Below are 12,867 nucleotides of genomic sequence, written 5' to 3'. Positions count from 1 at the left end.
AACCGGCTGCGGAGGCCGCGCAGCCGCGCGTGCCGTGACCGGACGCCCCGATATCCGGCTCCCCCCCGGACGACGACGCCGGCTCCCGCGGCCACCTTTCGGTGGTCGCGGGAGCCGGCGTCGAATGCTCTGCCGGTGTCCGCCTAGAGGCCGGCGGCCTTGCGCAGGGCGTCCACCCGGTCGGTCTTCTCCCAGGTGAACTCGGGGAGCTCACGGCCGAAGTGACCGTACGCCGCGGTCTGGGCGTAGATCGGGCGGAGCAGGTCGAGGTCACGGATGATCGCGGCCGGACGCAGGTCGAAGACCTCGTCGATCGCCTTCTCGATCTTCTCGTGGTCGATCTTCGCGGTGCCGAAGGTCTCGACGAACAGACCCACCGGCTCGGCCTTGCCGATCGCGTACGCGACCTGGACCTCGCAGCGGGCGGCCAGACCGGCCGCGACCACGTTCTTGGCGACCCAGCGCATCGCGTAGGCGGCCGAGCGGTCGACCTTGGACGGGTCCTTGCCCGAGAAGGCACCGCCACCGTGCCGGGCCATGCCGCCGTAGGTGTCGATGATGATCTTGCGGCCGGTCAGACCGGCGTCGCCCATCGGGCCGCCGATCTCGAAACGGCCGGTCGGGTTGACCAGCAGACGGTAGTTCTCGGTGTCGAGCTTGATGCCGTCGTCGAGCAGCGCCTTCAGCTCCGCCTCCACCACGAACTCGCGGATGTCGGGGGCGAGCAGCGACTCCAGGTCGATGTCCGAGGCGTGCTGGCTGGAGACCACGACCGTGTCGAGACGGACGGCCTTGTCACCGTCGTACTCGATGGTGACCTGCGTCTTGCCGTCGGGCCGCAGGTAGGGGATGGTGCCGTTCTTGCGGACCTCGGAGAGGCGCTTCGACAGCCGGTGCGCCAGGAAGATCGGCAGCGGCATCAGGGTCGGCGTCTCGTCGGTGGCGTAGCCGAACATCAGGCCCTGGTCGCCGGCGCCCTGCTTGTCGAGTTCGTCCTCGTCGCCCTCGACCCGGTTCTCGTACGCGGTGTCCACGCCCTGGGCGATGTCCGGGGACTGCGCGCCGATGGAGACCGAGACGCCGCAGGAGGCTCCGTCGAAGCCCTTCTTCGAGGAGTCGTAGCCGATCTCGAGGATCTTGTTGCGGACCAGCGTCGCGATGTCCGCGTACGTCTTGGTCGTGACCTCGCCGGCCACGTGCACCAGGCCGGTGGTGATCAGCGTCTCGACGGCGACCCGGGAGGTCGGGTCCTCGCGCAGCAGCGCGTCGAGAATGGTGTCGCTGATCTGGTCAGCGATCTTGTCGGGGTGGCCCTCGGTCACGGACTCCGAGGTGAACAGGCGACGGGACACAACGCTCCCTGGGGTTGCAGCGGCTGCTGTCTGATCATTGGTGGACGACACGGGGGCTGCACCCGGGCGTCGTCCGAGAACAGTTTATCGGTCGCACTCGGCCGCCGGCCCACCTGTCTCGACACTCGGAAGTGCTGTGACCTGCGGCACGGGCATTCTGCCCAATGGTCGGCGGCCTTGACCAGAGGACCCGCACCGCAATGTCGTGTCCGGGAAAGTTGACATACGGCTGAAATAAGTTAACCCAAACGGGCCGCCACGAGATCCCAGACGGTGTCGGCGAGCGCCTCCTTCGGCCCGTGCGGTACCGGGGTCTCGCTGCCGTCGGCGCCCAGCACCACGGCCTCGTTCTCCTCGGAACCGAAGGTCTTGCGCTCCCCCACCTCGTTCACCACGAGCAGGTCGCAGCCCTTGCGCGCCAGCTTGGTCCGGCCGTTGGCGAGCACGTCGTCGGTCTCCGCGGCGAAGCCCACGATCACCTGTCCGGGCCGCGCCCGGTCGGCCGAGATCTCCGCGAGGATGTCCGGATTCCGCACGAGAACGATCGGTTCCGGTTCCTGGCCGTCCTTCTTCTTGATCTTCCCGGTCGCGTAGACCGCGGGGCGGAAGTCGGCGACGGCGGCGGCCATCACCACGGCGTCCGCGTCGGCGGCCGCCTTCAGTACCGCCTCACGCAGTTGCACGGCCGTACCGACCGGGACCACGTCCACGCCGGCCGGGTCCGGCAGGCCGGTGGTGTTGGCGGCGACCAGGGTCACCCGGGCGCCCCGCGCGGCGGCCGTACGGGCGAGGGCGTAGCCCTGCTTGCCGGAGGAGCGGTTGCCGAGGAAGCGGACCGGGTCCAGGGGCTCGCGGGTGCCGCCGGCGGAGACGACGACGTGGCGGCCCCTCAGGTCGGGCTCGGCCACGCCCCGGGCCAGGACCCGGCGGCACACCTCGAAGATCTCCGCCGGGTCGGGCAGCCGGCCCTTGCCGGTGTCGACGCCGGTGAGCCGGCCGACCGCCGGTTCGACCACGACGGCGCCGCGGCGGCGCAGCGTGGCCACGTTCTCCTGGGTGGCCGGGTGCTCCCACATCTCGGTGTGCATGGCAGGGGCGAAGACGACCGGGCAGCGGGCCGTGAGGAGGGTGTTGGTGAGCAGGTCGTCGGCGAGGCCGTGGGCCGCCTTGGCGAGCATGTCGGCGGTGGCGGGGGCGACCACGACCAGGTCGGCGTGCTGGCCGATGCGGACGTGCGGGACCTCTTCGACGTGGTCCCAGACCTCGGTGGAGACGGGGTTGCCGGAGAGGGCGGACCAGGTGGCGGCCCCGACGAAGTGCAGGGCGGAGGCGGTGGGCACGACCCGGACGTCGTGTCCCGACTCGGTGAACCTCCTCAGCAGCTCACAGGCCTTGTACGCGGCGATGCCGCCGCTGACCCCCAGCACGACCTTCGGCTTGCCCACCGGGCCTCCACTCGTCGAATCCATGACGCCATCACACACCACAGGCCCGGCAGTCGGCTGCCGGGCCTGTGGATAAGTCAACTGCAATACGAAAGTACTACTGCGCCGGGCCCTCGATGGCCTCGGAGGTCAGCAGACCCGCGTTGATCTCGCGCAGGGCGATGGAGAGCGGCTTCTCGTGGACGTGGGTGTCCACGAGCGGACCGACGTACTCGAGGAGGCCCTCGCCGAGCTGCGAGTAGTACGCGTTGATCTGACGGGCGCGCTTGGCCGCGTAGATCACGAGGCTGTACTTCGAGTCGGTGGCCTCGAGGAGCTCGTCGATCGGAGGGTTGATGATGCCCTCGGGCGCGGTGATGGAAGAGGACACGCTCTGCCTTCCGATGGATGGGAAAGATTCAGTCTGAATGATCGGCGACGATCACACAACGTCCATCAAGGCTAGCAGCTCGCGTGCCACGTCCTCGACGGAGGTGTTGACCAGCGTCTCGTCGAACTCCGGCTCGGCGGCCAGTTCGATCTTGGCCGCGGCCAGTCGGCGTTCGATCACCTCGGGCGCCTCGGTGCCGCGCCCGGTGAGCCTGCGCACCAGCTCCTCCCAGGAGGGAGGGGCCAGGAACACCAGCCGGCCCTCCGGCATGGTCTCGCGGACCTGCCGGGCGCCCTGGAGGTCGATCTCCAGGAGGACCGGCACCCCGGACTCCAGGTGCTCCAGGACGGCCGCGCGCGGCGTGCCGTAGCGGTTGCCCGCGAACTCGGCCCACTCCAGGAGCTCGCCGTTGGCGATCAGCTTGTCCATCTCGTCGTCGGAGACGAAGAAGTAGTGGACTCCGTGCTTCTCACCGGGACGGGGCCTGCGGGTGGTGGCCGACACCGAGAGCCAGACCTCCGGGTGTTCCTTGCGCATATGAGCGACGACCGTGCTCTTGCCGACCCCGGAGGGGCCGGAGAGCACGGTCAGTCGCGGACGTACGTCCGGGGGCTCGGGGGTCGTCCCCCGGAATGTTGCAGCCATGCAGCGATTATTCCAGCAATCGCAGGCCGTCCGGGACGGCCCTCCCGGACGGCTCGGCCATCAGGAGCCGGTGCTGCCGAACTCGCGCTCCAGGGAGGCGATCTGGTTGGAACCGAGACCACGCACGCGGCGGCTCTCGGAGATACCGAGTCGCTCCATGATCTGCTTGGCGCGGACCTTGCCCACGCCCGGCAGGGACTCGAGCAGGGCGGAGACCTTCATCTTGCCGATGACGTCGTTTTCCTGACCCTGCTTGATGACCTCGTGGAGAGAGGCGCCGGAGTGCTTGAGTCGATTCTTGACCTCGGCCCGCTCCCGGCGAGCCGCGGCGGCCTTTTCGAGCGCGGCTGCGCGCTGTTCAGGGGTAAGGGGCGGAAGAGCCACGCCTACGTCACCTCGGATGTCGAACTGTCGGATACGGACCGGTGAGGAACCTAGTCGCCCCACACCAGGGGAGCTACGAGCAACACGCTTGCCCGTTGACTCTGCTCGGAGACTAGCGGGCAAGTCCGCCGGAGTCAGCGAGAACAGCGGAAAAGTCCTGGTCAGCCTCCGTCAGGCCGGACATTTCAGTCATACTGCCCGCGATTTGAGGATGTATTCACGTTCAAGCCGTGGCCGGAACGCCCACGGGAGCACTTCTCGGAGTCGTCATCCACCTGCGACGACGTCCCGGATCTCCCCCGCGAACCGGTCCGCGGCCGCCCGCAGGGCCCCGACGTCGGGACCGTGACGCAAAACACCTCGGCTCACGTTTGGAATCACGTTGCGCACGGCCGCGCCGAACACCGCGGGCAGATCGGCGGCCGTCGCCCCCTGCGCGCCGACACCGGGTGCGAGGAGCGGACCGTTGATGGCGAGGTCGTACGACGACAGGTCGCCGACCGTGGCGCCGACGACCGCGCCGAAGGACCCCAGCGGCTCCTCCCCGGCGTTCTCGGCGGCCAGGTGCGCCAGCATGGTCGCGCCGACGGTACGGCCGTCCGCGCGCACCGCGTGCTGCACCTCCGGGCCCTCCGGGTTCGAGGTGAGGGCCAGCACGAACAGTCCGGCCCCGCTCTCCCGGGCCAGTGCGACGGCCGGGCTGAGCGAGCCGTAGCCGAGGTACGGCGAGACGGTCAGGGCGTCCGAGAAGAGCGGGGCGTCCTTGCTCAGGAAGGCCTGCGCGTACCCGGCCATGGTCGAGCCGATGTCACCGCGCTTGGCGTCCATGACGACCAGCGTCCCGGCGTCCCGCGCCTCCCGCACCACCCGCTCCAGAACAGCCACCCCGCGCGAGCCGAACCGCTCGAAGAAGGCGCTCTGCGGCTTCATGACGGCGATCCGGTCGGCCACCGCCTCGACGACGGTGCGGCTGAACCGCTCCAGGCCCGCCACGTCGTCGTCCAGCCCCCACTCGGAGAGCAGCGAGGCGTGCGGGTCGATGCCGACGCACAGCGGACCGCGTTCGTCCATGACGCGGCGCAGCCGCGCGCCGAAGGGCTCCAGGGGGCTCATACGGGCTTCCTCACGTCGGCGCCGACCGCGTCGGCGAGGGTGGCGTACGGGCTGGTGCGCAGACGCGCCGCGAGGCCCTTGTGGACGGCGCGGCCCCAGAAGGGCCCCTCGTAGATGAAGGCGCTGTAGCCCTGGACGAGCGTGGCACCGGCCAGGATGCGCTGCCAGGCGTCCTCGGCGTTCTCGACGCCACCGACGCCCACCAGGGTGATCCGGTCGCCCACGCGCGCGTAGAGGCGCCGCAGCACCTCCAGGGAGCGCTCCTTCAGCGGTGCCCCGGAGAGCCCGCCGGTCTCCTTGACCAGACCGGCGTCGGACCGCAGCCCGAGGCCCTCGCGCGCGATGGTGGTGTTGGTCGCGATGATCCCGTCCAGTCCCAGTTCCACGGCCAGGTCGGCGACGGCGTCCACGTCCTCGTCGGCGAGATCCGGCGCGATCTTGACCAGCAGCGGGACCCGGCGGTGGGCCACCACCCGGTCGGCGGCCTCGCGGACGGCGCTCAGCAGCGGCCTCAGCGACTCGGTGGCCTGGAGGTTGCGCAGGCCCGGCGTGTTCGGCGACGAGACGTTCACGACCAGGTAGTCGGCGTACGGCGCGAGCCGCTCGGCGGACTTCACGTAGTCGCCGACGGCCTCGGCCTCCGGTACGACCTTGGTCTTGCCGATGTTGACGCCCACGACGGTCCGGAAGACGGGCTCCCGGGTCGCGAGCCGGGCCGCGACGGTCAGCGAGCCGTCGTTGTTGAAGCCCATGCGGTTGATCAGCGCCCGGTCGGCGACCAGCCGGAACAGCCGCTTCCTGGGATTACCGGGCTGTGCCTCCCCGGTCACCGTGCCGATCTCGACGTGGTCGAACCCGAGCATCGACATCCCGTCGATGGCGACGGCGTTCTTGTCGAACCCGGCGGCCAGCCCGAAGGGCCCGTGCATCCGCAGCCCGAAGGCCTCGGTGCGCAGCTCCTTGTAGCGGGGCGCGAGCGCGGCGGCGACGAAGGTCCGCAGCACCGGGATGCGGACGGCGAGCCGGATCCACCGGAAGGCGAGGTGATGGGCCTGTTCCGGGTCCATCCGCTTGAAAACGAGATTGAAGAAGATCTTGTACATGGAGTCCTCATGCGGAGGGGGACACCGTCACCGGTGCCCCCCTTCATAGACAGCTGGGCAGAGCGCCCCGTCAGGGGCGCTGGGGGCGCCCCCGGCCGAAGGCTGGGGGAGGAACTGCGCGACCAGCCACAGCCGGCCCGCAGCCGAAACACGGCCTCTCAGTCCCTCGCGGCCGTCAACCTCTCCGCATGCTCCTGGAGCGACCGCACCCCCACGTCCCCGTGGTTCAGCGCGTCGATCCCCTGCACGGCCGCCGCCAGCGCCTGCACGGTCGTCAGGCACGGCACCGAGCGGGCCACCGCGGCCGTCCGGATCTCGTACCCGTCCAGGCGACCCCCCGTGCCGTACGGGGTGTTGACGATGAGGTCGACCTCGCCGTCGTGGACGAGCTGCACGATCGTCTTCTCGCCGTTCGGCCCGATGCCCTCCGACTGCTTGCGGACGACCGTCGCGTTGATGCCGTTGCGCTTGAGCACCTCGGCCGTCCCGGACGTGGCGAGCAGTTCGAAGCCGTGGGCGACCAGCTCACGCGCCGGGAAGATCATCGACCGCTTGTCGCGGTTGGCGACCGAGATGAACGCGCGGCCCTTGGTCGGCAGCGGCCCGTAGGCGCCGGCCTGCGACTTGGCGTAGGCCGTGCCGAAGACCGAGTCGATGCCCATGACCTCACCGGTGGAGCGCATCTCCGGGCCGAGCACGGTGTCCACACCCCGCCCCTGGATGTCCCGGAACCGCGACCACGGCATGACCGCCTCCTTGACGGAGATCGGCGCGTCGAAGGGCAGTTCGCCGCCGTCGCCGTGGGCAGGCAGCAGCCCCTCGGCGCGCAGCTCGGCGACGGTCGCGCCCAGCGAGATCCGGGCGGCGGCCTTGGCCAGCGGCACCGCGGTCGCCTTCGAGGTGAAGGGGACCGTGCGGGAGGCACGCGGGTTGGCCTCGAGGACGTACAGGATGTCCCCGGCCATCGCGAACTGGATGTTGATCAGACCGCGTACGCCGACACCGCGCGCGATGGCCTCGGTGGAGGCCCGCAGCCGCTTGATGTCGAAGCCGCCGAGCGTGATCGGCGGCAGGGCGCACGCCGAGTCGCCGGAGTGGATGCCGGCCTCCTCGATGTGCTCCATCACGCCGCCGAGGTAGAGCTCCTCGCCGTCGTAGAGGGCGTCGACGTCGATCTCGATCGCGTCGTCCAGGAACCGGTCGACCAGGACCGGCCGGGTGGGGCTGATCTCGGTCGACTCGGCGATGTACGCCTCCAGCCGGGTCTCGTCGTAGACGATCTCCATGCCGCGCCCGCCGAGCACGTAGGAGGGCCGCACCAGCACCGGGTAGCCGATCTCGTCGGCGATGGCCTTGGCCTCGGCGAAGGTGGTGGCCGTGCCGTGCTTGGGGGCCGGCAGGCCCGCCTCGGCCAGCACCCGCCCGAAGGCGCCCCGGTCCTCGGCCGCGTGGATCGCCTCGGGGGACGTCCCCACGATCGGGACGCCGTTGTCCTTCAGCGCCTGCGCCAGGCCCAGCGGGGTCTGGCCGCCCAGCTGGACGACGACGCCCGCGACCGGACCGGCCTGCTGCTCGGCGTGGACGATCTCCAGCACGTCCTCCAGGGTGAGCGGCTCGAAGTACAGCCGGTCGGAGGTGTCGTAGTCGGTGGAGACGGTCTCCGGGTTGCAGTTGACCATGACGGTCTCGTAACCCGCGTCGCTGAGCGCGAAGGACGCGTGCACGCAGGAGTAGTCGAACTCGATGCCCTGGCCGATGCGGTTGGGACCGGAGCCCAGGATGATGACGGCCGGCTTCTCGCGCGGCGCGACCTCGGTCTCCTCGTCGTAGGAGGAGTAGAAGTACGGCGTCTTCGCGGCGAACTCGGCGGCGCAGGTGTCGACCGTCTTGTAGACCGGGCGTACGCCCAGCGCGTGCCGCACCTCGCGCACGACGTCCTCGCGCAGTCCGCGGATCTCGCTGATCTGCTGGTCGGAGAAGCCGTGCCGCTTGGCCTCGGCGAGCAGGTCGGTGGTCAGCTCCGGCGCCCCGGCCAGCTCGTCGGCGATCTCCTTGATCAGGAACAGCTGGTCCACGAACCAGGGGTCGATCTTCGTGTACTCGAAGACCTCCTCGGGGGTGGCGCCCGCGCGGATGGCCTGCATGACGGTGTTGATCCGGCCGTCGGTGGGCCGTACCGCCTGGTGCAGCAGGGCCTCCTTGTCGCCGGGGTCGCCGACGAAGGTGAACTGGCTGCCCTTCTTCTCCAGCGAGCGCAGCGCCTTCTGGAAGGCCTCGGTGAAGTTGCGGCCGATGGCCATGGCCTCGCCGACCGACTTCATGGTGGTGGTCAGCGTGGAGTCCGCCTGCGGGAACTTCTCGAACGCGAACCGGGGAGCCTTGACGACCACGTAGTCGAGCGTGGGCTCGAAGGAGGCCGGGGTCTCCTGCGTGATGTCGTTGGGGATCTCGTCCAGGGTGTAGCCGACCGCCAGCTTCGCCGCGATCTTCGCGATCGGGAAGCCGGTCGCCTTGGACGCGAGCGCGGAGGACCGCGACACGCGCGGGTTCATCTCGATGACGATGACCCGGCCGTCCTCGGGGTTCACCGCGAACTGGATGTTGCAGCCGCCCGTGTCCACGCCGACCTCGCGGATCACGGCGATGCCGATGTCCCGCAGGATCTGGTACTCGCGGTCGGTCAGCGTCATGGCCGGGGCGACGGTGATCGAGTCACCGGTGTGCACGCCCATCGGGTCGAAGTTCTCGATGGAGCAGACGACCACGACGTTGTCGTGCTTGTCGCGCATCAGCTCCAGCTCGTACTCCTTCCAGCCGAGGATGGACTCCTCCAGGAGCACCTCGGTGGTCGGCGAGAGCGTGAGGCCCTGACCGGCGATCCGGCGCAGCTCCTCCTCGTCGTGGGCGAAGCCGGAACCGGCGCCGCCCATGGTGAAGGAGGGGCGCACCACGACCGGGTAGCCGCCGCCGAGCTCCTCGACGCCGGCGATGACCTCGTCCATGGTGTGGCAGATGACGGAGCGGGCGGACTCGCCGTGCCCGATCTTGCGGCGGACCTCCTCCACGACCTCCTTGAAGAGGTCGCGGTCCTCGCCCTTGTTGATGGCCTCGACGTTGGCCCCGATCAGCTCGACGCCGTACTTGGCGAGGACGCCGTTCTCGTCGAGCGAGATCGCGGTGTTCAGGGCCGTCTGACCGCCCAGGGTGGGCAGCAGGGCGTCCGGGCGCTCCTTGGCGATGATCTTCTCGACGAACTCGGGCGTGATCGGCTCGACGTACGTCGCGTCGGCGATCTCCGGGTCGGTCATGATCGTCGCCGGGTTGGAGTTGACCAGGATGACCCGCAGGCCCTCGGCGCGCAGCACGCGGCAGGCCTGGGTGCCGGAGTAGTCGAACTCGGCGGCCTGGCCGATGACGATCGGGCCGGAGCCGATGACCAGGACGGACTGGATATCGGTGCGCTTAGGCACGCTGGCCCTCCATCAGGGAAACGAAGCGGTCGAACAGGTAGGCGGCGTCGTGCGGGCCCGCTGCCGCTTCGGGGTGGTACTGGACGGAGAAGGCCGGCTGGTCGAGCAGCTGCAGCCCCTCCACGACGTCGTCGTTGAGGCAGACGTGCGAGACCTCGGCGCGGCCGAACCTCGTCTCGCTGACCTGGTCCAGCGGCGCGTCCACGGCGAACCCGTGGTTGTGCGCGGTGACCTCGACCTTGCCGGTCGTACGGTCCTGCACCGGCTGGTTGATGCCCCGGTGGCCGTACTTCAGTTTGTAGGTGCCGAAGCCGAGCGCGCGGCCGAGGATCTGGTTGCCGAAGCAGATGCCGAACAGCGGGGTCTTCCGCTCCAGCACGGCGGTCATCAGGGCCACCGGGCCGTCGGCCGTGGCCGGGTCGCCGGGGCCGTTGGAGAAGAACACACCGTCCGGGGAGACGGCGAACACGTCCTCCTCGGTGGCGGTCGCGGGCAGCACGTGCACCTCGATGCCGCGCTCGGCCATCCGCTGCGGGGTCATGCCCTTGATGCCGAGGTCGACGGCGGCGACGGTGAATCGCTTCTGCCCGACGGCCGGGACGACGTAGGCCTCCTTGGTGGCGACCTCCTCGTAGAGGCTGGCGCCCTTCATGTGCGGCTGGGCCTGCACGCGCGCGAGGAGTTCGGCGTCGGTGGCGATCGCCTCGCCGGAGAAGATGCCGGACCGCATGGACCCGCGCTCGCGCAGGTGGCGGGTGAGGGCGCGGGTGTCGATCCCGGAGATGCCGACCACGCCCTGCGCCACCAGTTCCGCGTCCAGCGAACGCTTGGCGCGCCAGTTGGAGGGCACGCGCGCGGGGTCGCGTACGACGTAGCCGGAGACCCAGATGCGGCCGGACTCGTCGTCCTCGTCGTTCCAGCCCGTGTTGCCGATCTGCGGGGCGGTGGCGACCACGATCTGGCGGTCGTAGGAGGGGTCGGTGAGGGTCTCCTGGTAGCCGGTCATGCCGGTGGAGAACACGGCCTCGCCGAAAGTCTCCCCCACGGCCCCGTAGGCGCGGCCGCGGAAGATCCGGCCGTCCTCCAGGACGAGTACGGCGGGAACCTGGTTGGTTCCCCTTGTGGAGGTCGTCATCGTTCGGCGCCTTCCGTGCTGTTGGTCTTGGTCATGGAGTTGATGGCGTCGACCCATTCGGTGTGCTCGGCCGCGTGGTCGGAGCGGAAACCGGAGTCGATCAGTTTGTCGCCGTGCTGCCAGGTCACCACGAGCAGTCCGCCCTCGGTGAGGACCTTGCCCGCGATGCCCTTGCCCAGCAGGGCCTCGCGGAGCGCGGCGGCGGGGATGAAGAAGTCGGTCGCGCCGGGGCGTACGACGTCCAGGCCCGCGTCGGTCAGGGTGAGCTCGGCCCGGCTGCGGGAGCCGAGGCCGCGGGCCACGATGCGGTCCAGCCACTGCCCGGCGGTGGTGGAGCCGTGGTAGCGGCCGCTCATGGTCAGTCTCACGGCACCGGGCTCCTCCGGCGCGCTGGGCAGCTCGGGCAGGTCGCCCTGGAGCGTGCCCCGCCATTTCCAGCCCTCGCGCATCAGCCAGTAGACGAGCGCGACGAAGAGCGCCAGGCCGACCAGCCAGCCGATGCGCGCGGCCCAGTCGGTGACCGCGGCCGACTTCTTCTCGTCTGCCAGCAGGATGAGAGGTGTCACGTGAGCTTCCCGTCCACGAGCGTCGCCTTGCCCCGCAGCCACGTGTGGGTGACACGGCCCGGCAGCTCGCGTCCCTCGTAAGGGGTGTTGCGGCTGCGTGAGGCGAAGCCCGCGGGGTCCACCAGGCCACGGTATTCCGTGTCGACCAGGGTGAGGTTGGCGGGCTCACCAGCCGAGACGGGACGGCCGTGGCCGGTCGCCTGTCCGATCCGCGCGGGCTTGACGGACATCCGGTCGGCGACGCCGGCCCAGGTCAGCAGGCCGGTGTCCACCATGGTCTCCTGGACCACCGACAGCGCGGTCTCCAGGCCCACCATCCCCATGGCGGCCGCGGCCCACTCGCAGTCCTTGTCCTCGTGCGGGTGCGGGGCGTGGTCGGTGGCGACGATGTCGATGGTGCCGTCGGCCAGGGCCTCGCGCAGCGCCAGCACGTCGCGCTCGGTGCGCAGCGGCGGGTTGACCTTGTAGACCGGGTTGTACGACCGCACCAGCTCGTCGGTGAGCAGGAGGTGGTGCGGGGTGACCTCGGCGGTGACGTCGATGCCGCGGGACTTGGCCCAGCGGACGATCTCGACGGAGCCGGCGGTCGAGAGGTGGCAGATGTGGACGCGGGAGCCGACGTGCTCGGCGAGCAGGACGTCCCGGGCGATGATCGACTCCTCGGCGACGGCGGGCCAGCCGCCCAGCCCCAGTTCCGCCGAGACGATCCCCTCGTTCATCTGGGCGCCCTCGGTCAGCCGCGGCTCCTGCGCGTGCTGGGCGACGACCCCGCCGAAGGCCTTCACGTACTCCAGGGCGCGGCGCATGATCACGGCGTCGTCGACGCACTTGCCGTCGTCGGAGAAGACGGTGACCCCGGCGGCCGACTCGTGCATGGCGCCCAGCTCGGCGAGCTTCCTGCCCTCCAGGCCGACGGTGACGGCGCCGATGGGCTGGACGTCGCAGTAGCCGTGCTCCTGGCCGAGCCGGTAGACCTGCTCGACCACGCCGGCGGTGTCGGCGACCGGGAAGGTGTTGGCCATGGCGAACACGGCCGTGTAGCCGCCGGTCGCGGCCGCTCGGGTGCCGGTGAGGACGGTCTCGGAGTCCTCGCGGCCGGGCTCGCGCAGATGCGTGTGCAGGTCCACGAGGCCCGGCAGCAGCACCTTGCCGGCGGCTTCGACGACCTCGGCGCCCTCGGCGGACAGCCCGGCGCCCACCTGGGAGATCGTCTCACCGTCGATCAGGACGTCCTGCGGCTCACCGCCGAGCACCTTCGCACCACGGATCAGGATCTTGCTCATG

The 12,867-nt window shown here is 70.2% G+C and carries 11 protein-coding genes; all 11 read right to left on the bottom strand.

Going from position 1 to position 12,867, the window contains the following annotated elements; genetic code table 11:
- Positions 1-143: 143 nt before the first annotated feature.
- On the bottom strand, positions 144-1,352 hold the full coding sequence (gene metK, locus MB828_RS29730; RefSeq protein WP_046726563.1) for a methionine adenosyltransferase: 1,209 nt from the start codon (positions 1,350-1,352) through the stop codon (positions 144-146).
- 239 nt (positions 1,353-1,591) lie between these two features.
- Complete coding sequence (gene coaBC, locus MB828_RS29725; protein WP_301650865.1) at positions 1,592-2,821, bottom strand: bifunctional phosphopantothenoylcysteine decarboxylase/phosphopantothenate--cysteine ligase CoaBC; 1,230 nt, start codon at positions 2,819-2,821, stop codon at positions 1,592-1,594.
- A gap of 73 nt (positions 2,822-2,894) precedes the next feature.
- Positions 2,895-3,167 (bottom strand): DNA-directed RNA polymerase subunit omega, encoded by a 273-nt coding sequence (gene rpoZ / locus MB828_RS29720; RefSeq protein ID WP_005319902.1) that lies wholly within the window; start codon positions 3,165-3,167, stop codon positions 2,895-2,897.
- Positions 3,168-3,218: 51 nt separating this feature from the next.
- Positions 3,219-3,812, bottom strand: a complete 594-nt coding sequence (gmk, locus tag MB828_RS29715; RefSeq protein WP_301650864.1) for a guanylate kinase — start codon at positions 3,810-3,812, stop codon at positions 3,219-3,221.
- Positions 3,813-3,872: 60 nt separating this feature from the next.
- Entirely contained in the window at positions 3,873-4,196 is a 324-nt protein-coding gene (locus MB828_RS29710; RefSeq protein ID WP_003977346.1) for an integration host factor, read from the bottom strand.
- Positions 4,197-4,463: 267 nt separating this feature from the next.
- A complete protein-coding gene (gene pyrF, locus MB828_RS29705) occupies positions 4,464-5,309 on the bottom strand; it encodes an orotidine-5'-phosphate decarboxylase (RefSeq protein ID WP_301650863.1) in 846 nt (281 codons plus the stop codon).
- Entirely contained in the window at positions 5,306-6,412 is a 1,107-nt protein-coding gene (locus MB828_RS29700; protein ID WP_301650862.1) for a quinone-dependent dihydroorotate dehydrogenase, read from the bottom strand. Before MB828_RS29700 ends, pyrF begins: the two co-directional genes overlap by 4 nt.
- A 158-nt stretch (positions 6,413-6,570) precedes the next feature.
- Positions 6,571-9,882, bottom strand: a complete 3,312-nt coding sequence (gene carB, locus MB828_RS29695) for a carbamoyl-phosphate synthase large subunit (RefSeq protein ID WP_301650861.1) — start codon at positions 9,880-9,882, stop codon at positions 6,571-6,573.
- On the bottom strand, positions 9,875-11,017 hold the full coding sequence (gene carA, locus MB828_RS29690; protein ID WP_301650860.1) for a glutamine-hydrolyzing carbamoyl-phosphate synthase small subunit: 1,143 nt from the start codon (positions 11,015-11,017) through the stop codon (positions 9,875-9,877). The genes carB and carA overlap by 8 nt, the downstream gene beginning before the upstream one ends.
- Entirely contained in the window at positions 11,014-11,583 is a 570-nt protein-coding gene (locus MB828_RS29685) for a hypothetical protein (RefSeq protein WP_046726570.1), read from the bottom strand. Before MB828_RS29685 ends, carA begins: the two co-directional genes overlap by 4 nt.
- On the bottom strand, positions 11,580-12,866 hold the full coding sequence (locus MB828_RS29680; RefSeq protein ID WP_133026020.1) for a dihydroorotase: 1,287 nt from the start codon (positions 12,864-12,866) through the stop codon (positions 11,580-11,582). Before MB828_RS29680 ends, MB828_RS29685 begins: the two co-directional genes overlap by 4 nt.
- Between the last annotated feature and the right edge of the window lies 1 nt (position 12,867).

It is taken from the genome of Streptomyces arenae (assembly GCF_022343545.1).
Classification (GTDB): domain Bacteria; phylum Actinomycetota; class Actinomycetes; order Streptomycetales; family Streptomycetaceae; genus Streptomyces; species Streptomyces humi.
The sequence above is the reverse complement of the archived record's forward strand: the minus strand, read 5'-3'. Positions and strand labels throughout refer to the sequence as shown.